The 25,877-nt window shown below is 66.1% G+C and carries 18 protein-coding genes; 7 read left to right on the top strand and 11 right to left on the bottom strand.

The features are described 5' to 3' along the window. Positions 1–52: 52 nt before the first annotated feature. The 4 genes from E7681_RS14325 to E7681_RS14310 all read left to right on the top strand — a co-directional run bounded on the left by E7681_RS14325 (position 53) and on the right by E7681_RS14310 (position 5,404). Entirely contained in the window at positions 53–1,093 is a 1,041-nt protein-coding gene (locus tag E7681_RS14325; protein WP_136340000.1) for a pyridoxal-phosphate dependent enzyme, read from the top strand. Continuing rightward, a complete protein-coding gene (locus E7681_RS14320) occupies positions 1,086–2,252 on the top strand; it encodes a M24 family metallopeptidase (RefSeq protein ID WP_136339999.1) in 1,167 nt (388 codons plus the stop codon). The genes E7681_RS14325 and E7681_RS14320 overlap by 8 nt, the downstream gene beginning before the upstream one ends. Then, positions 2,249–2,986: a maleate cis-trans isomerase family protein gene (locus E7681_RS14315; protein ID WP_136339998.1), complete on the top strand. Its 738-nt coding sequence runs from the start codon at positions 2,249–2,251 to the stop codon at positions 2,984–2,986. The genes E7681_RS14320 and E7681_RS14315 overlap by 4 nt, the downstream gene beginning before the upstream one ends. A 132-nt stretch (positions 2,987–3,118) precedes the next feature. After that, complete coding sequence (locus E7681_RS14310) at positions 3,119–5,404, top strand: arginine/lysine/ornithine decarboxylase (protein ID WP_136339997.1); 2,286 nt, start codon at positions 3,119–3,121, stop codon at positions 5,402–5,404. Positions 5,405–5,446: 42 nt separating this feature from the next. Here the strand turns inward: E7681_RS14310 and E7681_RS14305 are convergent, their stop codons facing one another. After that, positions 5,447–6,364 carry a bile acid:sodium symporter family protein gene (locus tag E7681_RS14305; RefSeq protein ID WP_136339996.1) on the bottom strand — a complete coding sequence of 306 codons (918 nt, stop codon included), beginning with the start codon at positions 6,362–6,364 and terminating at the stop codon, positions 5,447–5,449. A gap of 156 nt (positions 6,365–6,520) precedes the next feature. On the opposite strand from E7681_RS14305, the gene E7681_RS14300 reads away from it, so the two are divergent. Continuing rightward, positions 6,521–7,402, top strand: coding sequence for a 1-acyl-sn-glycerol-3-phosphate acyltransferase (locus tag E7681_RS14300; protein WP_136339995.1), 882 nt, complete (start codon positions 6,521–6,523; stop codon positions 7,400–7,402). Positions 7,403–7,433: 31 nt separating this feature from the next. Here the strand turns inward: E7681_RS14300 and E7681_RS14295 are convergent, their stop codons facing one another. The 9 genes from E7681_RS14295 to E7681_RS14255 all read right to left on the bottom strand — a co-directional run bounded on the left by E7681_RS14295 (position 7,434) and on the right by E7681_RS14255 (position 21,923). Continuing rightward, a complete protein-coding gene (locus tag E7681_RS14295) occupies positions 7,434–8,612 on the bottom strand; it encodes a cytochrome P450 (RefSeq protein WP_136339994.1) in 1,179 nt (392 codons plus the stop codon). Further along, entirely contained in the window at positions 8,609–9,118 is a 510-nt protein-coding gene (locus tag E7681_RS14290) for a cyclic nucleotide-binding domain-containing protein (protein WP_136339993.1), read from the bottom strand. Before E7681_RS14290 ends, E7681_RS14295 begins: the two co-directional genes overlap by 4 nt. A gap of 21 nt (positions 9,119–9,139) precedes the next feature. Then, positions 9,140–11,974, bottom strand: coding sequence for an ATP-binding cassette domain-containing protein (locus E7681_RS14285; protein ID WP_136339992.1), 2,835 nt, complete (start codon positions 11,972–11,974; stop codon positions 9,140–9,142). Beyond that, positions 11,971–14,109: a cysteine peptidase family C39 domain-containing protein gene (locus tag E7681_RS14280; RefSeq protein ID WP_211089807.1), complete on the bottom strand. Its 2,139-nt coding sequence runs from the start codon at positions 14,107–14,109 to the stop codon at positions 11,971–11,973. Before E7681_RS14280 ends, E7681_RS14285 begins: the two co-directional genes overlap by 4 nt. A 23-nt stretch (positions 14,110–14,132) precedes the next feature. Beyond that, positions 14,133–15,404, bottom strand: coding sequence for an NHLP bacteriocin system secretion protein (locus tag E7681_RS14275; protein WP_136339990.1), 1,272 nt, complete (start codon positions 15,402–15,404; stop codon positions 14,133–14,135). Further along, on the bottom strand, positions 15,401–18,556 hold the full coding sequence (lanM, locus tag E7681_RS14270; RefSeq protein WP_136339989.1) for a type 2 lanthipeptide synthetase LanM: 3,156 nt from the start codon (positions 18,554–18,556) through the stop codon (positions 15,401–15,403). The genes E7681_RS14275 and lanM overlap by 4 nt, the downstream gene beginning before the upstream one ends. A 53-nt stretch (positions 18,557–18,609) precedes the next feature. Then, complete coding sequence (locus E7681_RS14265) at positions 18,610–19,230, bottom strand: NHLP leader peptide family RiPP precursor (RefSeq protein ID WP_136339988.1); 621 nt, start codon at positions 19,228–19,230, stop codon at positions 18,610–18,612. An 87-nt stretch (positions 19,231–19,317) separates the two neighbouring features. Beyond that, on the bottom strand, positions 19,318–21,276 hold the full coding sequence (locus E7681_RS14260; protein WP_136339987.1) for a CHASE2 domain-containing protein: 1,959 nt from the start codon (positions 21,274–21,276) through the stop codon (positions 19,318–19,320). A gap of 23 nt (positions 21,277–21,299) precedes the next feature. Next, complete coding sequence (locus E7681_RS14255) at positions 21,300–21,923, bottom strand: FecR domain-containing protein (protein ID WP_168733223.1); 624 nt, start codon at positions 21,921–21,923, stop codon at positions 21,300–21,302. A 156-nt stretch (positions 21,924–22,079) separates the two neighbouring features. Here E7681_RS14255 and E7681_RS14250 point away from each other — a divergent pair, with 156 nt between their 5' ends. Continuing rightward, positions 22,080–22,796: a Crp/Fnr family transcriptional regulator gene (locus tag E7681_RS14250; protein WP_168733222.1), complete on the top strand. Its 717-nt coding sequence runs from the start codon at positions 22,080–22,082 to the stop codon at positions 22,794–22,796. 108 nt (positions 22,797–22,904) lie between these two features. Next, a complete protein-coding gene (locus E7681_RS14245) occupies positions 22,905–24,452 on the top strand; it encodes a PAN domain-containing protein (protein ID WP_136339984.1) in 1,548 nt (515 codons plus the stop codon). Positions 24,453–24,846: 394 nt separating this feature from the next. Here E7681_RS14245 and E7681_RS14240 read toward each other — a convergent pair whose 3' ends face one another. Beyond that, the gene (locus tag E7681_RS14240; RefSeq protein WP_136339983.1) at positions 24,847–25,644 is read right to left on the bottom strand and encodes a hypothetical protein; all 798 of its coding nucleotides are present in this window, start codon (positions 25,642–25,644) and stop codon (positions 24,847–24,849) included. Positions 25,645–25,877 lie beyond the last annotated feature (233 nt).

Below are 25,877 nucleotides of genomic sequence, written 5' to 3'. Positions count from 1 at the left end.
AGCTTTGGCGCGGCCTGCGCTACTCTGACCCCAGATAATTGCAGGAGGCCCCATGACCGAGACCGTTTCGAACCGTTGGCGAGGTGCCGGGCTGGTGCTGGATGCGCCCTTGCCGTTGGCCGATGCCGCCCCCGTGGCCGCGCTGTTGGCGCAATGCCCGGCCCATGCAGAAACCCCGCTGCGCGACTGCCCCGATCTGGCCAAGCGCGCAGGCGTGGCCGAGCTGTGGGTCAAGGATGAACGCGGCCGGATGGGGCTGGGCAGCTTCAAGGCGCTGGGGGCGGCCTATGCCATCGCGCGCGAGGCGGCGGCGACCGGAAAGGACTGGGCGCAGGCGCTGACCGGGCGGACCTATGTCACCGCCAGCGCGGGCAATCACGGGCTGTCAGTGGCGGCGGGGGCGCGGCTGTTCGGGGCGCGGGCGGTGATCTACCTGTCGCACACCGTGCCCGAGGGGTTCGCCCAACGCCTGCGGGCGATGGGCGCCACGGTCGAACGCGCCGGGGCGATCTACGAGGACAGCATGGCCGCTGCGGAACAGGCGGCCGCAACGAACGGGTGGACGCTGCTTTCGGACAGCTCTTGGCCCGGATATACCGAGATGCCGCTGCGGGTGATGGAGGGGTACACCCAGATGGCCGCCGAGGCCGCGCGGCAGATCCCTGCCCCGCCGACGCATATCCTGTTGCAAGCCGGTGTCGGCGGCCTGGCCGCCGCTGTCGCCGCCCATTCGCGCGCGGTTTGGGGGAACGGGCCACAGATCATCGTGGTGGAACCCGAGGCGGCGCCAGCGCTGCAAGCCTCGATCCAGGCGGGTCAGGTGGTGGAGACGCACGGGCCGGTCTCGGCGATGGGGCGGCTGGACTGCAAGACCTCCTCGATGATCGCGCTGGCGGGGCTGTCGCGCGACGCCGATCTGTTCGTGACGATCAGCGAGGATGAGGCGTTTGATGCCATGCCGGTGCTGGCGGGGGCCGGTCTGGCCACGACGCCATCAGGCGGGGCCGGGTTGGCGGCGCTGCTGGCAGGCGTCATCGACGACCCGCAGGCGCGGGTGCTGGCGATCCTGAGCGAGGGGGGCGAGGATGCCTGAGCGATCGCTGATCTTTCCGGCGCAGGAATACCGGGACCGCGTGGCCCGGTTGCAGGCGCATATGGACGCGGCGGGGATGGGGGCGGTGCTACTGACCTCGGCCGCGGATGTGTTTTACGTGACCGGTTTCCTGACGCGGTTCTGGGAAAGCCCGGCCCGCCCGTGGTTCATCGTGGTGCCAAGCGCCGGAGAGCCGGTGGCGGTGATCCCCTCGATCGGGGCAGAGCTGATGGGGCGCACATGGATGCCGCAGATCCGGACCTGGGACGCGCCCGACCCGCGCGACGATGGCGTCAGCCTGCTGGCCGAGACTCTGGCCGGGCTGGTTGGCCCCGAGGGGCAGATCGGCGTGCCGATGGGGCTGGAGACGCAGTTGCGGATGCCTTTGGCCGATTATGCGGAACTGGGCCGCAAACTGGCGCCACGTCGGTTCGTCGATGCGACGGACGTGGTGCAGCTGGTGCGCGAGGTCAAATCCGAGGCCGAGATCGCCCGTATCCGCGAAAGCTGTGCCATTGCGGGGCGCGCGTTCGACCGGGTGCCCGAGTTTGCCGGGGCGGGCCGTCCGCTGGACCGGGTGTTCCGCGATTTTCAGGTCACTCTGCTGCAAGAGGGCGCCGATTGGGTCAGCTATGTCGCGGGCGGTGCGGGGCCGGACGGATATGGCGATGTGATCTCGCCCGCCGCTGAAACGCCGCTGCAACCGGGTGACGTGCTGATGCTGGACACCGGCGCGGTGCGGAACGGATATTTCTGCGATTACGACCGGAATTTCGCGATCGGGCGGGCCTCGGACGCGGCGAAACGGGCGCATGCGGCGCTGTGGGGCGCGACGCAATCGGTGTTGGAGGCGCTGCGCCCCGGCCACCGGGCCTGCGATGTGCACCGGATGCTGTGCGACGGCTTGCGACGGCACGGGGCGGAACCGGGTGGCGGGCGGCTGGGTCACGGGCTGGGGATCACGCTGACCGAGTGGCCCTCGTTCACGGCGCTGGACACGACCGAGCTGCGCGAAGGCATGGTGCTGACGCTGGAACCGGGTGCGGTGCTGCGCGAGGGCGTCATTCAGGTGCACGAGGAAAACATCGTCTTGCGGGCGGACGGGCCGGAATTGCTGTCGCCGCGCGCACCGTCTGAATTGCCGGAGATCCACGAATGAGCGCCTTTCCCTATGAGCTGAGCAATGATCCGCAGCCGGTGCTGGGGCTGATCGTGTTGCAGGTGGACGAAACCATCGAGCAGGATTTTCGCCGGATTTTCCCGCCCGAACTGGCCAAGCTGCACGTCACGCGCATCCCCTCGGGGGAGGAGCTGACGCCGGACACCATCGCGACGATGGAGGGCACCCTGCCCGCCGCCGCGCGGTTGCTGCCACAGGCGGCGCGGTTCGATGCGGTGGGCTATGGCTGCACCTCCGGCACCACGCTGATCGGGGCGCCGCGCGTGCATGCGCTGGTCGGGGCCGAGGTGGACACGGCCGCCGTCACCGACCCGCTGAGTGCCGCGCTGGCGGCGATGCGGGCGCTGGGGCTGCGGCGGATCGGGGTGGTGTCGCCTTATGTGGAGTCGGTCGCGGGCCCCATCAAGCGCGCGTTCGAGGCGGCGGGCTTTGCGGTGCCCGCAACCCTGTCGTTCGGCGAGGAGGTCGAGGCGCGCGTGGCGCGGATCGACCCGGCCTCGATCAGCGCGGCGGCGGGCGAGGTGGCAGGCCGCGCGCAGGTGGACGGGGTGTTCCTGTCCTGCACCAACCTGCGCACGCTGGACATCATCGCCCCGCTGGAGGCCAAGCTGGGCGTGCCGGTGCTGTCATCGAACCAGGTGCTGGGCTGGCAGATGGCGCGGATGGCCGGGCTGCCCGTTCCGGCATGGATGGGCCGGATCGCCGATGTGTGACGCATTGGCCCCGGCCAAGCGGCAATTGGCCTGATCTGACGCGGGTTTATGCCCTAATCCGGCAGCAACCCTTGACGCGGAAGCCCATGGGCGAAACAAGGGGGCAGGCTGCCGTCCCCCGAGGAGAGACTCATGAAGTTCCGCTTTCCCATCGTTATCATCGACGAAGATTTCCGCTCTGAAAACACATCGGGGTTGGGCATCCGCGCCCTGGCCGAAGCGATCGAGAAAGAGGGTTTCGAGGTGCTGGGCGTCACCAGCTATGGCGACCTGTCGCAATTCGCGCAGCAGCAATCGCGCGCCAGCGCCTTTGTGCTGTCGATCGACGACGAGGAATTCACCCCCGGTCCCGATCTGGACCCCGCCGTTCTGAACTTGCGCAATTTCATCGAGGAAGTACGCTGGAAAAACGCCGACGTGCCGATCTATGTCTACGGCGAAACCAAGACCAGCCGCCACCTGCCCAACGACATCCTGCGCGAGCTGCACGGCTTTATCCACATGTTCGAGGATACGCCCGAGTTCGTGGCCAAGCACATCATCCGCGAGGCCAAGGGCTATCTGGAATACATCCAGCCGCCGTTCTTCAAGCAGCTGCTGGATTACGCCGAGGACGGCTCGTACTCGTGGCACTGCCCGGGGCATTCGGGCGGCGTGGCGTTTCTGAAATCGCCGATCGGGCAGATGTATCACCAGTTCTACGGTGAAAACATGCTGCGCGCCGACGTGTGCAACGCGGTCGAGGAGCTGGGCCAGCTGCTGGACCACAATGGTGCCATCGGAGAATCCGAAAAGAATGCGGCGCGGATCTTCAACGCCGATCACTGCTTCTTTGTGACCAACGGCACTTCGACCAGCAACAAGATGGTCTGGCACCACACCGTGGCCCCCGGCGATGTCGTCGTGGTGGACCGCAACTGCCACAAGTCGATCCTGCACTCGATCATCATGACGGGCGCGATCCCGGTCTTCCTGAAACCGACGCGCAACCATTGGGGCATCATCGGCCCGATCCAGCGCAGCGAATTCGAGCCCGAAGCGATCAAGGCCAAGATCCGCGAGAACCCGCTGCTGGCGGGCTATGACGCTGACACGGTGAAGCCGCGGATCATGACCGTCACGCAATCGACCTATGACGGCGTGCTGTACAACACCGAGGTCATCAAGGGCGCGCTGGACGGCTGGATCGAGAACCTGCATTTCGACGAGGCCTGGCTGCCCCATGCCGCGTTCCACCCGTTCTACGGCACCTATCACGCGATGGGCCGCAAGCGCGGACGCACCAAGCATTCGGTCACCTATGTCACCCAGTCGGTGCACAAGCTGCTGGCGGGCATCAGCCAGGCCAGCCACGTTCTGGTGCAGGACAGCGAGGAAACCAAGCTGGACCGCCACCTGTTCAACGAGGCGTACCTGATGCACACCTCGACCAGCCCGCAATACTCGATCATCGCGTCCTGCGACGTCGCGGCGGCGATGATGGAACCCCCCGGCGGCACCGCGCTGGTCGAGGAATCGCTGCAAGAGGCGATGGATTTCCGCCGCGCCATGCGCAAGGTCGACGAGGAGTTCGGCAACGATTGGTGGTTCCAGGTCTGGGGCCCGGACGAGCTGGCCGAAGAAGGCATCGGCCGCGCCAAGGCGTGGGAGCTGAAGAAAACCGACAGCGAGGGCGTGGAATCCTCGGGCGAGGACGCCTGGCACGGGTTCGGCGACATGGCGCGCGGATTCAATATGCTGGACCCGATCAAGGCCACCATCGTCACCCCCGGCCTGAACATCGACGGCCGGTTCGAGGAATCGGGCATCCCCGCCTCGATCGTGTCGAAATACCTTTCCGAGCATGGCGTCGTGGTCGAAAAGACCGGGCTGTACAGCTTCTTCATCATGTTCACCATCGGCATCACCAAGGGCCGCTGGAACACGCTGCTGGCCTCGTTGCAGCAGTTCAAGGACGACTACGACCGCAACCAGCCGCTGTGGCGCGTGATGCCCGAGTTCAGCCAGAAACAGCCCCGCTATGAGAAGATGGGCCTGCGCGATCTGTGCCAGCACGTCCATGCGCTCTATGCCAAGTACGACGTGGCCCGCCTGTCGACCGAGATCTACCTGTCGGATCACCACCCGGCAATGACCCCGACCGAAGCGTTCAGCCACATCGCCCGCCGCAAGACCGAGCGTGTGTCGATTGATGACCTTGAGGGCCGGATCACCACCTCGCTGGTGACGCCGTATCCGCCGGGCATTCCGCTGCTGATCCCGGGCGAGGTGTTCAACACCAAGATCGTGGATTACCTGCGCTTCAACCGCGAATTCGCGCGCGCCTGCCCCGGATTTGAAACCGACATCCACGGGCTGGTCACGGAAACCGGCGAGAACGGCGAGACGCTGTATTTCGCCGATTGCGTCGTGGAATAAGATCGGATCGGCCGGGGGGCGATTTGCTCTCCGGCCGTTCGCTTAGTGCTCTACGGGATGGCGGGCCAGAACCCCGGCCAGCGCGATCCCGGAAATGGCGTGCCAGATGCCCCAGAAGGCGGCAACCACGGCCATGCCCCCCAAGCCCCCGAAAAAGCCGAAGATCAGCACCAGGCCCAGGCCGGAATTCTGGATGCCCGTCTCGATCATGATGGCGCGGCGGTCAAAGGCGGGCAGACGCGCCGCCGTGGCCGTGGCCAGCCCGGCCCCCAGCGCCAGCGAGTTGTGCAGGATCACCAGCCCCGCCACCGCCCCCGCGAATTGCAGGAACAGCGACCAGTTGGCCGACAGGGCCAGCACCACGAAGCCCACGAAAATCCCCATCGACAGGTATTGCAGCGGCGTGCGCAGATGGGCGGTGATGTCGGGGCGGCGCATGTTCAGCAGCACCCCAAGGCACAGCGGCAGGACCAGCATCACGCCCACCGTGATGACCACCGACAGCGGGTCGATCGAGGTTTCGCGCAGCACCGCCCGTGTCGGGGGATAGAGGCTGCCCCAAAGCGCGATGTTCAGCGGCGTCAGGATGATCGAGCCGACCGTGGAAAACGCCGTCATCGACACCGACAGCGCCGCGTTGCCGCCCGCACGATGCGTGATGAAGTTCGAGATATTCCCGCCCGGACAAGCCGCCACCAAAATCAGCCCCAACGCGATCGAGGGCTGCGGGTTCGTCACCAGGATCATGCAAAAGGTCACCACCGGCAGCACCACGAATTGCGACACCAGCCCGGTGATCAGAGATTTCGGTGAATGCGCCAGCTTGCGGAAATCGGCGGGCTTCATGTCGATGGCGATCGAGAACATCACCACCGCCAGCACCGCGTTCAGGATTTGCAGGCTGGTGGGCGAGAAATTCAGCATCACCTCGTCGATGCCGATGGTCACCGGAGTCGTCATGTCACCCTGTCCTTCCCTATGGCCCCAGTTTTCGGGTGCCTGTTGCGGCCATCTTACCCGAAGCCGGGCCGCTGACCACAGATTTCGCCATGCGTCGGAACAGGTGCAGGGACTGGCCAGCCGTGCTAGCGTGCGAAAAAGACGAAGGAAAACGGCTTGGCACAGCAGCGCACCCCCTCTCCGATGGACGAACTCTTGCGGGCGCGGCTGCGCATTGCCGAGGGCGCCGATCTGCGCCTGACGGCGCTGCGGATGCTGATGTCCTCGGTCGACGGGGTCAGCCGGACGGTGACGGGACAGGCGTTTTTCGCCCTGCGCGAGGCCGAGCAGGTGCTGCGCGCGCTGGACGGGCGCACCGATACCGCGCTGGTGCAGGCCCTGCTGGAGATGAACGGCGGCACCCGGATCACCGCCCACGGGCTGGAGAATGTCCCACAGGCGGGGCCGGTCGTCATCGGCTCGACCCACCCGATCGGGACCTTCGATTTCATCGCGCATGCCGGCGCGCTGCTGCACCACCGCCCGGACCTGAAGGTCGTCGCCAACCGCGAGGCTGAGCGGTTCCTGGGCGCGGATCGCATCGTGCCGGTGGATCTGGACCGAAAAGACCACGTTCTGACCGCGCGCCAGACACGAGCCGGGATGCAGGCGCATCTGCAAGAGGGGGGCGCGCTGCTGGTGTTCGGCTCGGGCAAGGTGCCGGGGATGCGAAACGGATTGCTGGTCGAGCCGCCCTGGCGCACCGGCATCACCCGCATGTCGGCGGCCTGCGATGCGCCGATCGTTCCGGCCTCGGCGGACATGCGTAATTCGCGCCACTATTACCGCACGCGGAGGCTGGCCAAACTGCTGAGCGGCGGCAATGACGACGTCGGGAGAGAGGTCGCATCGCTACGCTATGTGTCTGAATTATTAGCAAAACTTGGCGGCAGCTATGACGTGCATTACGGCACCCCACAAGCACCGGGCACACCGCCCGAAACCCTGAAGGCGCTGGCCGAAAACCTGGTGCCGGGGCTATACACGCGCCCGGACTAAGTCGCGTTTCAAGGGGCTGTCCCTAGCGGCGTCAGGCCCAACGCAGGGGCAAGGACTCGAGCCCGCCGTCATCGGAGCGCGTTGACCACTGGGCGGCGCCATTCGGGACCACGCTCCGGTCGCCGCGCAGCATCTGGCGCAGGACCGAGGACCACAGGACCGGGGCAAGGGCCTGTCCCAGACAGGCATGCGCCCCGGACCCAAAACCAAGGCCGCGTGCGGGAACGCGGGTCGCATCAAACCGGTCAGGCGCCGCAAAACGGGCCGGGTCGCGGCAGGCCGCACCGATCAGCAGGTAGACACGGTCGCCCCGCCGCAGCGGCACTCTGCCGATGCTCCGGTCCGCCGCGACCCAGCGATCCACCATGCGCAAAGGCGGACAAAGGCGGAGCGTTTCGTGAAACGCCGTCTCAAGGGATTGGCCGCTACGCACTGCAGCACCGAGCCCGCCCTGATCGGCCCCGGTCGCCGCCAGCCACAGCGCCGCCGAGATCGCATCGCGCACACCCCCATGCCCGGTGGTCAGCACGAACACTGTCAGCGACAGAACCTGCGGCAAGGGGGCGTCCGGCATCAGCCTGCGCAGCCGTGACAGCAGGCCATCGCCGATCCCGTCGGCAAGCGCCCCGCTGAGCGCATCGACCAGCGCAACGCGGGCCGCGACAAAGGCGGACTGAGGGGTGCCACGGTCCAGCATGGACAGGACCAGCGCCTCGACCGCGCGGGCCGCATCCGCGCGAAACCCGGTCAGGGCCACCATGGCGGCAGCGGGCACCTGCGGGGACAGGTCTCGGGCCCCGTCAAAGACATCTTGCGACCGGAGGGTTTTCGCCAGTTCGCCGATCCGATCGTCGATGATGCGGGCCATATCGCCGGTGGGCAGGCCGAACAAGGCCGAGGCCAGCGCCTGTCGCAGCGGCCCGTGGGCGGGCGGATCGCGAAACACCGGCCAGGTCTGGTCCAGCTCTATCAGGCCCGGCGATGGCCTGCGTCCGGACGGATGATCCGGCACCGGCCGGTCCGGGTGTTCGCGGACCAGACCGGGATCGGCGAAGGCGGCACTGACCCGTTCCCAGCTGCCGAAATAGAACAGCCGGTCGTTGTCCACCGCGCGCCCGACCCCCCCGGATTTGGCCAGTTCGACCGCCAGGGACGACGCAGCAGCCGGATCGGCAAGACGCTCTGCCGTGATCCGTGGGAGGGTGCTCATGCGCGGCCCAGCGCGGCTAGCAGGTCGTTGAAGCGGGTGCCGGCCATCGACAGCGTGTCCAGCACCGTTTCATCCAGCTCATCCGGCGCCAGGCCGTCCCCGCCCTGCCCCGTCGCCGCCCGCAGACGGTCGGACAGCAGAATGGCCAATGCGCGATAAAAGCGGGCGGCAAAGGCCGGCTCTGCCTCAAGCCGGGCGCGCATCCGATCCCGGTTCATCGCCAGCACTGTCAGGCTGTCCAGCGCCGTCACCGTGGCCGAAGGCGGCGCGGCGTCGACAAAGCTCATTTCGCCCAGCATGTCACCGGTGCTGCGTGTCGCCACCACGCGGCCATCGGCCAGCGCAACGCGCGCCTGACCGTCCAGCACGATGAACAGGTCGTCCAGCGGCACCCCCTGCCGGATCAGCACCGCTTTGGGGGCCAGAGTGCGAACCTGACCAGTATTGGCAAACCAGTGGATGTCGTCGTCGTGAAACAGACCGAAGAAGTAGAGGATCGTTTTCATCTGGTGCCCTTGCGCATTTGGTTACAGGGATTGCCGCTGGATCATGTCCCGGAAGGGGCCGTCGGTGGCGGCAAGGCTGTCATAGGTCCCGCTTTGCACGATCTTGCCGCGCACAAGCACGTGGATCAGATCGGCATCGCGGATCGTCGACAATCGGTGGGCCACGACCACCCGCGTCACGCTCATGGTGCGCAGCGTGTCCATGACCTGCGCCTGCACCCGGTTGTCGAGCGCGCTTGTCGCCTCGTCCAGGACCATGATCGCGGGGGTGCCTGCGATGGCACGGGCGATCAGGATGCGTTGCCGTTGGCCGCCCGAGACGCTTGATCCGCCATCCAGCAACAGCGTGTGCATCCCCATCGGCATCGCCTCGATATCGCGGTCCAGCCCGACCCGGCGCGCGGCGTCCCAGGCGTCGTGGATCCCCAGCACGCGGTCGCCCGAGATATTGTCCAGAATCGAGCCCGCGCTGATCCGACCGTCTTGCAGGACCGCGCCGACCTGTTCGCGCAGGCTGGCCGGGTCGATCCGGTCCAACGGTAGACCGTCGAACAGGATTTCGCCGGTCTCGGGGCGTTCCAGACCAAGGATCAGGCGCAGAAGCGTGGACTTGCCACTGCCCGAAGGCCCCACGATGGCAACCTTTGAGCCCGGCGCGACCGACAGGCTGACCCCGTCCAGCACGGCGGGCCCTTCGGGATCGTGGCGAAAGGTGATCCCGCGCAGCTCGATCGCGCCGGAAAGCCTGGGCGGCAGGATATGGTCCGCGTGCTCCTCGACGGGCGTTTCCAGCAAGGGGGCCGCACGACGGGCCAGCGCCAAACCCTCGGCCAGACCGACCAGTGCCCGGCTTGCCGTGCGACCGGCCAGCATCGCCTGTCCAAAGGCCGCCGCAAAGGCGATGAAGGCCGCTGCGGGGATCGGTATCTCGGTCACGGGGGCGTCAGAGAGCATCCCGTTGCGCCAGACCACCGCCAGTATCAGCACCGCGTAGGACAGCAGCCCGAACAGCTCTGCGGTGACGTCTTGCAGGGCGGTCCAGCGTTGAGCGGCGATCCGGGCGTCGCGCACCCGGGCATAGGCCCCGGCCCAAAGCGCCATCGCCCGGGGTTCGGCAGCCGCGACGCGCAGTTTGGCGATGCCGCGAAAGAACTGCAAAACCTGGCCCTCGACCTTGCCTTGTTGTTCATAGGCTTCGCGGTTTCGGGTCTGTACCGGCACGGAAAGTGCCAGTTGCACAAGGCTGCCAATCCCGACCAGGCCGATCCCGACCACGGCCAGCAGCGGATCGAACACCAGCATCGGCACCAGCCCCGCCAGCGCCAACGGCACCGCCAGGATCAGACTTGCCGCGCTGGCCCCAAGGATCATCCGCGCCGCGTTCAGACCAAGGGCGCGGTCCAGCAGATCGCCACTGGCGCGGGATTTGAAGAAGCTCAGGGGCAATCGCATCAGCCTTTGGACGACAAAGGGCTGCGTCCGCAACTCCAGCCGCGCCGCGATCCGCGCCGAAACCAACTTCAGGATCAGATCGAACAGGGCCTGCGTGAGTGCCATCACCGCCATCCCTGCGATCAGCACGGCAAGGAACACGCGGTTGCCCTGTGGCAGCGCGCTTTCGATCATCGCATGGAGCAGGAAGGGCATCGCCATCCCGCCAAGGGCCACCATCAGGCCGGCAAACACCATCCGCGCCCGATCCCCCCCCGAGCCGCGCGTGGCATGCCGCAGCAATCCCGCCAGACCGCTGCGCGCCTGCCTGTCCCAGGGATAAAGCTGCAATGCCTCGCTGCGGAATGCGGCGCGGTCGCGGGGGCGAATGATATCTTCGCTTGTGGCGGTGGTGAACTGCCATTGCCCGCGTTGCCGTGACAGGGCGCCGATATCGCCTGCATCGCCCCGCCAAGCGATCAGGGGCGGGCTATGGCCCTGCCAGAACGCTGTATCGATCCGCACGGATCGCGCCCCTGTTCCCAGGCTTTTGAGGATGCGCCGCACGCGTTCCGGGGCGGCGGCATAGCCGCGTTCGACCGGAACGGCCAGCGCGCGGTCAGCGTCAGCGCGGCTCCAGCTTGCGTGTTCCAGCCGGTGCACGGATGCAAGCGCCGCGATCACCGCCTGATCGGCCTGATCAATATGGAAGGTGTCACCATTCAGCGCCGCGCTATCGACCGCGTCCCCGGGATGCGCCAAGCGAGCCACGGCCTGATGCAGGCGATGGGCGTTCTCGCGCGCGGTTCGGTCGGTTGCCGCGGCGCGCGCGGAGGCGTCGGCCTCGGCCCGGATCGCCAGAACCCGCAGAACGCCCGCCATCAAGGGCGCCAGAGCATTGCAGCCGATGTCGCCGGGTTCCAGACTGGCGACGCACCCTGACTCTCCGGCGGCGATCCAGACACCGGGTCCGGCGGCACAAGGCCCGACCGGAAGATCGGTTTCCCCCCACAAGCGCGCCGTACCGGACTGCAGATGCAGAAGCCCGACCTCGGCAGCGGCAACGCGCGCGACCTGCCCCGCCGCCAGGTCGATCGGATCGGGCCCCAAGAGCCCGGGCCAGCCCTGCACCGCAGGCACCAGCGGCGGCACCCAGCGGCGGGCCCAGTGCGAAATGACCTCGGTCGTCGCGGGAATGGTCTGCACAGACGCCCCGGCGCGCCCGATCGCAATCAGGCGGTCGCCGCTTGGCGTTCCATTGGCACTGACGCCGATCAGAACACCCCCCGGTTCAACCCGAAACAGGAACTGACGGCGCCCGGACGACGCCGGTTCAAAGTAGACGTCATAGACGCCCTGTGTGACGGACCATGCGCCCTCGTTGCGCCCAAGATCCAGCGAAGTGCCCGTTAGCGCTGCGGTCATGTCGCCCCCACCAATGCCGTATAGGCCCCGCCCCGAGCCAAGAGGCCGTCATGGGTGCCGCGCTCGACGATCCGTCCCCGTTCCAGCACGATGATCTCGCCCGCGTCGCGGATCGTGCTGAGCCGGTGCGCGATGACGACCTGCGTGATGCCGCGGCGGGACAGGCGGTCCACCACCTGCGCCTCGACCTCGGGATCAAGGGCTGCCGTCGCCTCGTCCAGCACGATCACGGCGGGGTCCGAGACAAGCGCCCGCGCGATTTCCAGCCGCTGCCGCTGCCCGCCCGAGAAATTCGCGCCGCCCTCGGCCACTGGGGCTGACAGGCCGCCGGGCCGGGCCAGGATGTCGTCCAGCAGCGCCGCATCGTCCAGGGCGCGCAACAGGTCGGCATCGGGTGCAGAGGACAGCCAGAGCGTCAGGTTATCGCGCACCGTGCCTTCGAACAGAAAGATCTCTTGGTCGACATAGGCGATCTGGTTGGCGCGCTCCAACTTTGGAACGCTGCGCAATGCGCGCCCATCCAGAAGGATGTCGCCGCCCCTTGGCTCCAGCAGGCCACAGATCAGCCGGCCCAAGGTGGATTTGCCACTGCCCGACAGCCCCACCAGCGCAACCGACGCACCGGGGGTTACGGTCAGGTCGATCCCCTCTACCAGCGGCGGATCCAGAGGGGAGTAGCCAAAGCTCAGCCCTGACACGGCAAGGCCCCCTGCTGCCGGACCAGAAATGGAATCCGTGTCAGGCTCGGGCGGGACGGGATAGCGCATCGCATCCTCGGCCCGCATCAGCCCGGTGCGGACATTGGCCAGATCCGGGCCGAGGGCCAGAAACGCCCCGAGCGGGGCAAGGAAACTGGCCGAGAGCGTCTGGAACGCCAGAAAATCCCCGAGGGTAAAACGCCCCTCCAGCACCGACCAGCCCCCCAGTGCGACGACCCCGGCCCCAGAGAGCCCGCGCAACAGCACCGGCAGCGCGCCGAACACGGCCTCTTCGATGGCGTTCCGGCGCAGGTGATTGGAGACCTGCGCATGCAAACCCGCCCATTTCCGAAACGCCGCCGCCTCGCGCCCCGAGGCACGGATCGTCTCGATGTTCTGGATGATCCCGGCGGTATGGGCGACCAGCCGGCTTTCGCGCAGGCGAAGGGTCTCGGCGGTGCGGCGCAGACGGTCCGAGAACAGCCACAGCACCAGCAGGTTGGGGATCGCCATCGCCCAGACCGCCAGCCCGGCGACCGGCGCCATCACCACCAGAACCAGACCGTAGAGCAGCACCTCGACCAGCTTGAGAACGGTCTGCGACACCTCGGTCGACAACAACCGCGCGGTTTCGTCGTTGGTGTTGATGCGATCGGCGATTTCAGCTGCATGGCGCTGCATGAAAAACGCGATCGGCAGCCGCAGCAGATGCCAGACCAGCCGCCCTGCGCCGGACACCGCGATCCGGGTGTTCAGGCGCACCAGCAGCGATTGCTCGACCAGGATCAGACCCGCCCGCACCAGCGCGGTCACGGCCAGCCCCCCGATCACCACCGGCAGCCAGTGGCTTTGCCCGGCCACCAGGATGCCATCGACAAACACCCGAATGGCAGCGGGCAGAACCAGCCCCGTCGCAACCAGACACACAGCCAGCAGCGCGATCAGCGTCAACGCCCCCGAGGCCGCAGCCAGACGCCGCCACAGCATCGCCGCGGCACCGGCTGCCTTGCCGCCCGGACGGAACGCCTCGGTCCGGGCGAATGTCAGCACGACGCCGGTAAAAGCGCGGTCCAACTCGTCGGTGCCGATCACGCGGCGCCCCGTGGCCGGATCGTTGATCCAGCAGCGCCGGCCCCGGATGCCCTCCAGCACCACGAAATGTTCGAAATTCCAGTGCAGGATCACGGGCATGGTCAATGTGCCCAGCTCGCCCGGTTCCTTGCGAAAGCCCCGCGCCTCGAGCCCGAAGCTGCGCGCGGCCTTGAGGATGTTGCTGGCCTTGGCCCCGTCCCGCGTGACACCGCACAGGCTGCGCAACAATTCGACCGGCACGAAGCGGCCCTGCCGCGCCAGGATCATCGCCAGACAGGCCGCGCCGCATTCCACCGCCTCGAACTGCAGAACGGTGGGCACCTTGCGCCGCCGAGCCTGTGGCATGGGTTGTGTCCCGACCGCCGCCGTCATGACCCGCCTCCGCCGCGCAACAGCGCCTTGATGGCGGGCATCAGCAGTGCGATCGGCGGATCGATCCGGACCGTGATCTCGGCCGTTGCCAGCGTGCCGCTGTCGATCTCCAGCGTCGGGCCCTGCCCCGTGGCCCAAAGCGGCGCGCCGGTGTCGGTGTCACGCTCCAGCTCGATCACCACTTCGAAGGGCGCACCAAGCGGCGCGAACCGGGGCAGCAAGCTTTCATTGCCCAGCACGGCGATCATCGCCTGCGGGCTGACCGGCGCCGAGGAGACGGACAGAACCCGCGCCCGCAGCCCGCCCGTTTCGGCGCGCCGCACCGTTGATGGCACCACCAGCGCCGCCATGCCCGGTGCAATGCGTTTGCCGGTTTCCGGCGCGACATAGGCCACCAGCCGGACCGGGGCCGCGCCGGTTTCCAGCGTGGCGATCCGCACACCCGGCGCCACGCGTTCGCCGGGCCGGGCCAGCAATTCTTTGACCCGCCCGTCCGCTGGGGCCAACACCACCTGGAATTCCCGCGCGCGCAGGTCCAGCTGTGTCACCCGCTCTTGCTGGATGCGCAGTTCCTCGGCCAAGGCCGCGCGATCCCGATCATCCTGTTGCTTCGCCGCCAGCGCCTCGCCGTCCAGAGCCACAAGGGCGGCCTTGAAATCCAGCAGGGCCTGTCGGGCATCGTCCAGTTGGCGGCGGCTGTCTTCGACCGCCCGTCGCACGACCAGCCCACGCGCCAGCAAGGCCTCGTCCCGGGCCAGTTGATCGGCCTGCACAGAGACGCGCCGGGTGGTGGCCGCGATCTGTTCGTCCAGCGCCGCGCGCCGCGCCGCCAACCCTGCATCGCGCGAGCGGGCGCGGTCTGCGATCTGCGCCTCTCGGGTTGCGTTCCGAGCCTGCAACTCGGCCACTGCCGCCTGCGCCTGCGCCAGTTCCAGCCGCAGCTCGGGCTGGCTGATCTGGGCCAGCGGCATTCCCGCCGTCACCGCCTGCCCGGTGGTCACCAGCAGCGCGCTGAGGCTGCCCTCGGCGGGGGCGCTGACCTGAACGATCGCGCCATCGGCCGGGGCAAAGATCCCGTCGCCGGGGACCAGCGTCTTGACCTGCCCGAGAAACAGCCAGACCACGCCCGCCGCGACAAGGCAGGCCAGCGCCAGCACCGCGACCAGATCGAACGGGCGCACCACGCGGATCGCTTCGTCCAGCTGGTCGGGGTCCGACAGCCGGTCCAGCGCCGCCTTGCGAAATACTCGGGATGACTGATCGCTCATGCTGCGTGCCTTCTGTTTGGGGCCGACAGGGTCATGACATCCGGGATCGGCAGATCGGGCCGGGCCACAGACAACAGGGTCAATCCGATCCCGGCAGTGCCCTGCATCAGGCCCGGAAACACCGGCTGGCGCAGCGGCGGCGCATAGGTGCCACGCGGATAGAGGACAAAATCGCCCGGCGTTGCCCTTGCGGTCGCCAGCCCCACGGCCATCGGGCGCGCGGCCTTGGGCTGGCCGGCCCGCATCAGCAACATGACCGAGCCCGCATTGCCGCAGCACAGGTGATCGACCAGCGCCGCACTCGCCCCGCTGACTGCGCGGGCGGCCCTGTCAGTGCCCTCGCGGGTCGTGGCGTCAGGCAGCAGGCCGGACAGGGCCAGATAGGCAAACCCGGTTCCCGCCGCGCCGTAGCACCACTGGCAGGAGCAGGCGCCGTCCTCGCGCCTTGTATCGCGCCAATTGGTCTGCGCGGCGTCCCAAAGGCGGGCCTGAAAGCCCAGCGCGGCGTGACCTGCGCGCACGAAATCGTCGCGTCCCAGACGATGCCCCAGACGGATCAGAGCCACCGCGATACCCGCCGCGCCATGGGCGAAACCGCCGTGCAACAGCCCCTCGATCGTGGGCCAGGCCAGCGTATCGCCTTGCGCCACGGCATGGGCCAGCAGATGGTCGCCGGCGACCTCGGCCAATGTCAGGCAGCGCGGCTCGCCCGAGGCTTGCGCCAGATCGAGCAGGGCCAGGATCAACCCCGCCGATCCGTTCAGCACGTCGAACTGGGTATCCATGTGAATGTGGACCGGGGACAAAAGCCCGGCCAGTCGCAGCGCCGCGCCAAGAGGCGCCGGGTCATCCAGCAGCGCTGCAAGACGAACATTGGCATAGATCAGCGCCCCGGCCCCGGAATAGCCGCCGATCGGCACCCGGAACGTCGCCACATCCTCGGGGCGGCCGAAATCTTCGGGGGCCATCGACACGGTCGCGCGGGCGGCATCGGCAAAGCCTTGCCCCGGCAGTGCCCTGTCCAGAACGGCAAGGAACAGGGCAATCCCGCCATTGCCGGCATAGACCCCTTGATCCAGCCCGCCGACCTGATAGCGCCGGTGCGCGTCAGACGGGACCGCGCCCTGCCAATTCAGACCACCGTTCGGCGCCACAAAAGCCCGCCGGATCAGATCGCGCCCGATCTGGGCCGCGCGTTCGGTCAGCATGTCGTCGGAGCGTGCAGCCTCGGCCACGGGGGCAAAGGCGTCCCCCTCGACCCCGGCGCGCAATGTCGCGGGGGTTGCGCCCGCTGCGAACACGGCGGCGTTCACCAACTCGATCTGCCGCCACAGTTCATCCTCGGAGGTCAGCGCCAGATGCCGCCGGAACGCGTCGATCCCGGAATTGCCAAAGAACCCGCGAACGGCGGCACCCGTGACCGACAGCAGATCGCGCCCGTCATTGCGCCGGGTGAAGACAGGCACGTCCTCGGCCATCAACTCGGCCTGTTCCTGACGCGCGAAATCGGCCTGATCGCGTTTCCAGCTACCCAGAAAGGTGACGCGCATCACCTGCTCGTAATGCAGGCTCAACGCGATTCCGTCCCGGTTGAGATCGGGGTGATAGCTGGCCTCCAGCAGGGTCACGTAAATCCGGGTGTGACGCAGGATGTGCCGGAATTCGAGCGTTTCAGCCCGTGCGATCAGCGCGTCCAGCCCGGTGCCCGCCTTGTCGCGCACAGCCCTGAAGACCCGGCTGAAACCGTCCCGGAAAGGGGCCAAGTGATCTGCCAGCCGCTGGGGCTGATCGCCCAGCCGCACCAGGTTGCTGCCCCGCCGCGGAGGTTTTGGCATGATGCCCCAGCGCATGGTCGCGCTGTTGGGGTCCAGGTACTGCGCCTTGTGCTGCGCGACATCGTCCAGGCACCCGGTGAACCCGCCAATATCAACCGATCCCCCCTGCGCCGAGGGCATCCAGGCGGTCAGCAGCATCGTGTCCATGACCGAGAACACCGACCATTGCGGACGGTCCTGCCCGTCCGGGCGCAGGGGCTCGGGGTTGAACAGGGTTTCGAAATCGACCAGCGTCGGCCATTCGCCCGAGGCGATGACGTTTTCCTCGTGGAAGTCATAACCGTTGATCAGGTGGACCAGCGCGGCCAGCCCGCCAGCGCGGCGATAGTATCGTTCGACCTGATCGGGGGCGGTGCAGGTCAGATGCTCGATATACCCGACCCAGCCATAGCCATCGCGGGCAAGCGCCAGTAACCCCGGCCGAACCAGCCCGCCCGGAATGTTCGCCAGCGTCCCTGCCGCGTGCGCGAAGTCGTTGAACCAGATTTCAGGCTCGATCGGCTTGGGCTTGTAGACCAGCTTGCGGCCCGAGGCAAAGTCGACAAGGATCACCGTCGCGCCGCCGTCATGCCGGTCTGACAGGCCGATATTGAGCCGCGCCACGGGCAGATCACCAGCGGCCGCCAGCGCCTTGGTATCCGCGGCCAGACGGGTCAGGAACTGGGCGGTGGTCCGAATGTGGCTCTCTACAAAGGTCACGATCCGCCGCGCCAGCACAGGGTATTCACGCAGAAACGCCACATGACCAGCCGCCCGGAAATGCCGTACGAAACTGCCATAAGGGTCGCCCCCCCGACGGAGCCTGCGCCACAGGTCAAACTCGGCGAACAGGCTGTGCGCCGTGACCGTCGACAAAATCCGCAAGAGGGCCGCGTCGATGTCCTCTTGTGCTTGGTCCGTCAGCAGCGCGGCAAGGTCGGGATGGCGCGTCATAATCCGGGTTCCGGCAAGACGGGCCAGAGGCCACAGCAGATCTGCAAACGGAATCTCGGCCAAATCGGCGGGCACCGGGATGTCCAGCGCAAAGGCAGGGGCCAGATCAGCCAGCGCGCGCGTCCAGTCCGGCAGCACGGTCAGCGCATCGGGTCGAAGCCCACCCATCAGCATTGCCGCGCGGGCCTCGCTCAGGTCCAGTTGCGCCAGACGTTTGCCCAGCCGGTCGGGGAAATCCTCGCCCAGACTGCGCCGCCAATGATCCAGCCGCCGCTGCACCGCCCCGGGGTCCGCAACAAAGGCGGTGTCCGGCAGGGCCAGACGCTCGTCCAGCGTCAGGGCCCCCGTTGCGATCTGCCTGAGGTCGGTCTGGGTCAGTGACATGGTATGTGCAAAGGCCAGCAGCCCAGCCGACACCGGCTGGGCCTTGGCTGATCCTAGGCGCGCACCCCGCTGGCCGACGAGCAACCACAGCTGCCCGAGTTGGTGGATGCGTTGCACGAAGAGGAGCTGCTGGTCATCCCCAGCTTGACCGCCAGCCACGAGAAAAAGCCGCCGCCCGCGACGCCTTCGAGTTCCTCGTCGCTCAGCTCGCTGCTGGCAGCAGGGGCCGCGCCGGTGTCGCTGTCCAGATTGGCGGGCAGGATCAGTTCCAGCGTGTCCTTGCCTTCCTCCAGCACCATCAGCTTGGCCCCGGCGGGCATTCCAGCGCCGAATTCCGCCCGCAGCACCGCATCTGGATTGGCCACCAGCTTGGCGCGATAGGCCGGGTCTTTCCACGCTTTCTTGACCACCACCTCTTCGGGGTTGTCGGTTGGATTGACGGTGATCGCCCCGGCGCCGCCCGGCAGATCGGGGTTGTAGTTGATCAGGAAATAGACGTTATCGGGCGTCTCCTGATGCAGGTTCACCTTGAGCCCGTTCACCTTTGCCATCTTGCCGACAGTGCCAGCCGGGTCCTGCCGCAGGGCGCTGCGAAAGGCGCTGTCGGTGTGCGCCTTGCGGATCACTTCCCATTTGAAATCTTCGCGGCTGTTGATCGAATTCAAGTTCAACATCTTATTCTCCCTATGTGTTTTTGGTGCAGTCTGGTCGTTTGGAAAGAGCCAGATTCGCTCTGGCGTGATGCAATCGTTAACGCGGGTTCACCTTTTGGCATGTTCCTTTCGTAACAGGGCAAAGCCGGGGGGATCGGGGCCGAGCGTGGTGAACACCTCAACGCCGTCACCGATGCCCCGGATCGAGACACGGCCAATCGCGCGCAACATGCCGGGCGGGCACAGCGAGGCGGTTCCGGGACCGACACAGATGGTGGTGCCCAGCTCCTTGTTCATCGCTTCAAGGCGCGCCGCCGTGTTGATGACATCCCCATGCGCCGTGTAGTCCAGCTTGGCCCCCCGCCCCACGTCCCCGACCACGGCAGGCCCGGTTTCGATGCCGATCCGGGTCCGGCCAAAGCCGTCGGCCGCCAGATCGGGGCGCTGGCGCAGCGCTTCGGACCAGGTGGCGATCTCGGTGGCGCAGCGCAGGGCCGAAAGCGCGTGATCGGGTTGGTCGATCGGAGCATTGAACAGCACGTGGACCGCATCGCCCACGATCTTGTCCACCATGCCGCCGTGACGCAGGATGATCGCCGTGATGCCCTCGAAATACTGGTCCAGCATCTCGATCAGCCGCTCTGGTCCGGTCCGCCGGGTCATCGCCGAGAACCCCTCAAGGTCGGTGAACAGCGCGGTCACGACCCGCCGCTCGCCGCTTTGTTTCATCAGGTGCGGCGCCTTGACGATCCGGGCCACCACCTGAGGGGCAAGATGCTGTTCGAACCGCTGCCGGATGCGGGCCGCCTGCCGACGGCTGATCGCGAAGGACGCGACCAGCCCGCAGAGGCCGGACAGCAGCAGAACGGTGCCGGGAAACACCGGATCGAACAGGATCAAATCCTGCGCCAGCCGCAGAGACAGCATCACGAACGCGCCGACACCGGCCAGCAACCCCAGCACGGCAAGGATCGGAGGGGCCAGAGGGATCAGCGCGCTCAGAACCACCGCTAGCGCGACCGAGCCCCAGACCATCCCTGCGCTGGCCGAAACCGGGGTCAGGCCCAACAGCATTTGTTGCGCCGCGCGGGCCTGTATCTCGACCGTTGCCGCGGTTTCACCCCATGGCAGGCTGCGGATCGCACCGATTTCGGGGGCCGACCCGCCGATCATGACCAGGCGGCCCCGAAACTGGTCGGGGTCGAAGCGTCCTGCCAGCACGTCTGCCGCCGACACCGATATTGGGCCGCGTCCTGGCCGGCCTCGGGGGAGCAGTCGCAGGAACCCGCGGGCATCCATCCGACCCTGCACCGCACCGGCCGCAAAACGACCCGCAATCGGGTCCAGCCGTATAAAGGGTGCCCCCGATACCACCCGCGACGCTTCGAGAGCGAGGCCGGGCAGCGCGGCCCCTTCGATCGAGACGACCACAGGCACCCGGCGCACCACGCCGTCGGGTTCGGTGAGAATGGCCAGCGCGCCCTGTCCGGCAGCGGCGGCGGCCAGCGTGGTATCGGCCGCCTCGGCCCCGGCGGCCGCCCAGAACCCCTCGGCCGCTCCTGCGGGCATCAACACCGGCGCACTGCGCGGTGTGGCCCCGCCCGCGGGGGCCAGCGCAAAGCCCAGAACCGTCGGCGTCGAGGTCATGGCGGCGGCGAAAAGCTGATCGTCATCCGGGCCGGGAACTGTCCGGGCAAGTTCCGTTCGCCCGGTCGCTTGTGCAAGTGCCCGGGCCATCGCGGCGGGCGACCGGGTGTCCGCACCGGCAAACAGGATATCCACCGCGACCGCGCTTGCCCCGGCCCTGCCAACCGCCTTGACCATCATGGCGATCAGTTTTCTGCGCCACGGCCAGGGGCCCACCTCTTGCAAGGACGCGGAATCGATATTGACGATGACGACACGGTTCGGGGCATCCTGTGCCCATCCGCTATAGGCAAGGGCTGCGTCTTCGCCGAACGTCACAAGGCGCGCGCGCGCCTCGGGGGCAACCACGCTCAGACCCAGTACAAGCAGCAAGGCCACGGCCAGAGCACTGAGCGGAACGGCCCACCGACGCCACATCATGGCGGATCGCGGGCGCACGGGCGTCAGTCGAATTGACTCAGCGCCTCGGCCACGCGCTCGGCGGACCAGACGCTGACCGTACCGGGCACCGCGCCGGGTTCGGCGATGCTCACGCCCTGCCCTTCGGCAACCGTGACTGTCGCGCCGCCCGCTGTCACCTCGACATGGCCGCGCGCGACAAAGACGCTGAAACTGCCCCGGCTGGGGCCGACAAAGAACGACGTCCCGCGCACCGCGACCCGCCCGAATACGCTGTCGATGGTCAGTGGCACCGCAGACGACGCGGGCGGTTTGTCCACCAGGATCGCCCCCTGCGCCAGATCAAAGGCAAACCCCGCCGCCTCGACCAACTCGGTCAACGCAATCGAGGTCTGTGCGCCCAGTTGCAGCACCAGCCCGCTGGGGAATAACAGATCCGCCCGCGCCTTATCCCCGGTCGAGACAACATCGCGGACGAAAACCGGATCCTGCACCGCAAGCGGGCGCGATGTGCCCCCCTCGGTCGCCTGGACAGAACCCGAGACGTGGATGGCGTTGCCATGCGCTGCACCGGCACCTTCCGCGATGCCCGCGACGGGCCGAAAGTTGGACAGTAAAGCCAGACAAACAAACGCAAAAATACTGCGACGCGACAGAACCCACAGCATGACAGCCACCTGACAAACCCACTTGGCGGATGACCGCAAATGTGCCACGAAATAGGGGAAAAACATAGTGAATTAATTGTTCGGCTTTACGGCAATCCCGGTCGGGCGGTGTCGGCACCGAGCGGCTTGGCGGCGGCCAAAACAAGCGGTGCTCGGATGCAGGGTGGCAAACCTTTTTCCAGATCGAACGCCGCCCATTGGCGGTCTTTTCCCCCGTTCGAAACCCTCGAGGAAGATACGCTTGCCGCGATCTCGGCCCTTAGTCAGACGCGCGTCTGGCAGGCGGGCGCGGTGCTGTTCCAGAAAGGCGACCCGGGGGACTGGATGGTGGCGCTGACCGATGGCCGCGTCCGCGTCGACATCAGCTCGCCGGGGGGGCGCAGCCTGACGTTGCGGATCATCGAACCCGGCGAGTGTTTTGGCGAGATGTCGCTGTTCGACGGTTCGCCCAGATCGGCCACCGCAACCGCCATGACCCCGATCACCGCGCATGTCCTCAGCAAACCCGATTACCGCAGGCTGACCGGGGCCCACCCGGAGATTCTGGATGGCATGGTTCGCTGGCTGGCTCGTCGCCTGCGCGAAACCACCGATCAGCTGGCAGCCGTCGCCTTGCTACCGCTCGAAGCGCGCACGGCGTGGTATCTGCTCAGGGCATTGAAGGCGCTGCACGGGATTGATGAGACCTGTGACGTCGCGCTGGATCTCAGCATCAACCAGTCGGAAATCGCGCTGATGCTGGGGGCCAGCCGGCCAAAGGTCAATCAGGCCCTTCTGCAACTGACCCATTGCGGCGCCGTTGAGCGGGGGGGAAACCGGCTGATCTGCCGTGCCGACCGCCTCGCCGAGCGGATCGAGGCACTCAGCCGCTGACCATCTCGGGGACGGTAGACGAGAATTCTTGTTGCTTTTTACAACCACCCCAAGGACTCTGGCGCCAGGCCGTCGAAGATAAGACAGGCCGACTTGGGAGAGGTAACTATGGAATTTTTTATGATGCGCCTGCGTGGCGTCTTTGTAGTGGCGATTGCCATGCTAACGCTCTCGGCGAGCGTCGGATTGGCGGATTGTCGTCCTGACTTTGATGGAAAGCCGCCCTCAAACGGCGTGCTTTTCTTTGATTCGAACGACTGTAACCCCAACAACGGCATGGTCACGTTTACTCTTGAAGACAACAACGGAAACCGCCCGAGGTTGTCGGATACAGGTTGGAAAGACAGGATCAGCTCGATCGCCGTGGGCGACGGCGTCAAGCTGACGGTGTACTGGAGCGACAACTACGAGGGCCGCAAGGCCACGCTTTGGCCCGGCACCTATTCCCGCATAGCCCGTTGGGACAATGACATCGCCTCGATGAAACTCGAGAAATTTGACAAGGCGAAAGAGGGCATCGTCTCGATCTACCTTCGGGATAACATCACCGAAAACACCCCCGCGCACCATGTCAGCGCGGGCAAGTTCAACTTCAATGCGGGTGGAGATAAGGCCTGGGATCTGTTCGTGACTGGGAACGTGGTGGACAAGGACGTCTGGCCCAAGGTGATCCGCATGGACAAGAACATGAAGATCACCATGTACAGCGACCCCGCTTACACGCCGGACGAAAGCACCGCGCATGTTGAGACCTCGCTCGAAGAAGGCCGCGATATCATCCTGGACAATATCGGCTGGGGCAGCAAGCTGCGCAGTCTCAAGGTCGAACGGATCGAGCCGGACATTTCCAAGCTTGAGGAAGGCTACAAAGTTGTCAACGTCACAGGCCACTGGGAACGGGTGAACCCCAAGGGCTGTTCGGGCTGCTCCAATCTGTCCTTTGCCATCACGGTCGGGTCCGAGCATGCAGAGGAAATCGGCAATGAGGAAGGCGTCGAGAACGAGATCAATGCCTCGGTAACCGCGTCCGTTGAAACGACGGTTGGCGGGCCGGGTGCCGAAGCGACCGTAGGTCTTGCTGTGTCTGCCGGATACAGCAACGGCTGGACCAAGTCAGAAACCATTGTCAAAAGCTTCACCACCTCCGAACAGACAGAAGTGACCGAGGAATGCGATCTCGGCTCGATGTGGCAATGGCGCTCCGCGGCCGTGCGCGAGTGTCCGAACAAGGCGGCGGCATGCAGCCCCTTTGAAAGCAAGGGCCACACTGTATGCGCCCCCGAGGACGCTGAACCACCGACCACCGGCAACTTCAAGCTCGATTCCAGTTGGGGCGGCTGTGAAAAGGTCGCCACAGGCGTCGAGTTCGAGGGCGCGGGCCCTGCCGTCGCGGGCGTCATGATCATGCTGTCGCCGGAATACCGGTGCAAGTGGAACTACTTCATGCGCTACAACGGACCAGAGCTGCGCACCTTAACGTTGACGAAGAACCCCGAGGATTGTCGTGCGATCTGCAGCAACACTGCCGATTGCCGCGCGTGGTCGCTGAACCTTTCGAACGGGCAATGCACGATGCACCAGTTCATCGGAGAGGCGGTGCCGGGTCAGACAGACTTCATCGCTGGCACGATCGCGTCGCCAAAGACCTTCGAATAGTCTGGACGCAGAGACCGGGGCGGTGCAATGCCGCCCCGGTCCCGATATGAACGGCGAACAACCACGCGGGCCTGTACGGGAAAAGCCAATCCCCACGCTGAACAAATGGATGCCGCGTAGGATCACGCAAGGCCGGTTTCCGCACTCAGGCCAGTGACCAAACCACCACGACCAGTCTGTAGGTATCCCGGTTCAGAAGGCCCCTGCACATCGATAAGATCGGCAGCGCCCCAACGCGCGTGCTGGTCCTGTTGTGCCAGGGATTGCCGCGGCCCATCGTACCTTCATCCTACCCGAACGACGCACGCAGGATTGCCCTTGGGGGGCGGGGCTGCGGCTCAATAAAAAAGGGCCGCCTGATCAGGCGACCCTAATTTTTCGATCAAAACGACGGTCATTTCACCGGAATGTACTCATCCTTTTGTCCGGCCATGTGGTTCTGACTTTGGCTTTGCATTTTCTTGACAACATATGTGAGTTCAAAGACACCGTCGGCGTTCGGCCCGACGACATCATAGCAATTGCCTTCGACCACATCGAAGCACAGCTCATTGCCATCTTTGATGAAGAACCCCTTGATGTTCAAACCCGGCCCCGTTTCCGAGAACGACCCATCAGCGTTCATCTCTATGATAGTGCCCCAGCGCTTGGACTTATATTTGCCCACGGCAAGAATCTCGGTCGCGGCAGCGCGGGCCTCCTTGCGGGCTTCGGTGATTTCCGTTTCGCCCGGCGCCAGTTCATCCGCACTGATCGTCAGTATGGTTTTTGCCATGGCAGGATTGTTGCGGGTTTGACCTGCGCGGCGTCCGGGTTCCCAGAACTCGAACTGGATCGAACCGTCGGGCAGGAACTCGAAGCGCACTTCGTCCTGATCCGGTTGTTTGAAGTTGACCGTCGGGTTGCCGTCTTTGCGGCCTCCTGCCCGGGCAAGTCGTTCGGTGAATTCAATCCGTTCGCCGGCTTTCACGTATTCATAGGCGAACTTGTCCGGCCCCAGGATCGTGAACTTCACCACTTCACCTTCCATCACGCCGTCCAACGCGCCCTGAAAACTATTCGTTTTCGAGGTGATTTGCTGAACCTCTTCTTCTGTTAGATAAACCTGTGCATTGGCAGGCGCGGCCAGTACCAGTATTGCCGCCGCAATTACTACAGAAAGCATCATCGACAGTTTATTGCCAAGTCCCATAACTTTCCTCACTCTCAAAAGAGAACTCCCAAACAGTCTTTTGATTATACGGCTACGGCTTGACACCGGTCAATGCGGATGACGCTCGGGTCGGATCGCAAAATACTGTCTTACGGGACCCCGCATGCGGTCACAGAGCAGTGCCCTGGCGACACTAATCTCGGGTCTGGCGTCGTATTTACCAGCGTCAACGAGTGACTGTCGGGTTGCGAACCAAGTACGAACGTCGCCAG

It is taken from the genome of Thalassobius vesicularis, assembly GCF_004799325.1.
Classification (GTDB): Bacteria; Pseudomonadota; Alphaproteobacteria; order Rhodobacterales; family Rhodobacteraceae; genus Thalassobius; species Thalassobius vesicularis.
This window is presented reverse-complemented; position numbering and strand designations above follow the sequence as displayed.

What these genes read in the sequence shown, in the direction of transcription:
- E7681_RS14325 (WP_136340000.1), top strand. Translation starts at nt 53, where the DNA reads ATGACCGAGACCGTTTCGAACCGTTGGCGAGGTGCCGGGCTGGTGCTG.
- E7681_RS14320 (WP_136339999.1), top strand. Translation starts at nt 1,086, where the DNA reads ATGCCTGAGCGATCGCTGATCTTTCCGGCGCAGGAATACCGGGACCGC.
- E7681_RS14315 (WP_136339998.1), top strand. Translation starts at nt 2,249, where the DNA reads ATGAGCGCCTTTCCCTATGAGCTGAGCAATGATCCGCAGCCGGTGCTG.
- E7681_RS14310 (WP_136339997.1), top strand. Translation starts at nt 3,119, where the DNA reads ATGAAGTTCCGCTTTCCCATCGTTATCATCGACGAAGATTTCCGCTCT.
- E7681_RS14305 (WP_136339996.1), bottom strand. Translation starts at nt 6,364, where the DNA reads ATGACGACTCCGGTGACCATCGGCATCGACGAGGTGATGCTGAATTTC.
- E7681_RS14295 (WP_136339994.1), bottom strand. Translation starts at nt 8,612, where the DNA reads ATGAGCACCCTCCCACGGATCACGGCAGAGCGTCTTGCCGATCCGGCT.
- E7681_RS14290 (WP_136339993.1), bottom strand. Translation starts at nt 9,118, where the DNA reads ATGAAAACGATCCTCTACTTCTTCGGTCTGTTTCACGACGACGACATC.
- E7681_RS14285 (WP_136339992.1), bottom strand. Translation starts at nt 11,974, where the DNA reads ATGACCGCAGCGCTAACGGGCACTTCGCTGGATCTTGGGCGCAACGAG.
- E7681_RS14280 (WP_211089807.1), bottom strand. Translation starts at nt 14,109, where the DNA reads ATGCCACAGGCTCGGCGGCGCAAGGTGCCCACCGTTCTGCAGTTCGAG.
- E7681_RS14275 (WP_136339990.1), bottom strand. Translation starts at nt 15,404, where the DNA reads ATGAGCGATCAGTCATCCCGAGTATTTCGCAAGGCGGCGCTGGACCGG.
- lanM (WP_136339989.1), bottom strand. Translation starts at nt 18,556, where the DNA reads ATGTCACTGACCCAGACCGACCTCAGGCAGATCGCAACGGGGGCCCTG.
- E7681_RS14265 (WP_136339988.1), bottom strand. Translation starts at nt 19,230, where the DNA reads ATGTTGAACTTGAATTCGATCAACAGCCGCGAAGATTTCAAATGGGAA.
- E7681_RS14260 (WP_136339987.1), bottom strand. Translation starts at nt 21,276, where the DNA reads ATGATGTGGCGTCGGTGGGCCGTTCCGCTCAGTGCTCTGGCCGTGGCC.
- E7681_RS14255 (WP_168733223.1), bottom strand. Translation starts at nt 21,923, where the DNA reads ATGCTGTGGGTTCTGTCGCGTCGCAGTATTTTTGCGTTTGTTTGTCTG.
- E7681_RS14250 (WP_168733222.1), top strand. Translation starts at nt 22,080, where the DNA reads ATGCAGGGTGGCAAACCTTTTTCCAGATCGAACGCCGCCCATTGGCGG.
- E7681_RS14245 (WP_136339984.1), top strand. Translation starts at nt 22,905, where the DNA reads ATGGAATTTTTTATGATGCGCCTGCGTGGCGTCTTTGTAGTGGCGATT.
- E7681_RS14240 (WP_136339983.1), bottom strand. Translation starts at nt 25,644, where the DNA reads ATGGGACTTGGCAATAAACTGTCGATGATGCTTTCTGTAGTAATTGCG.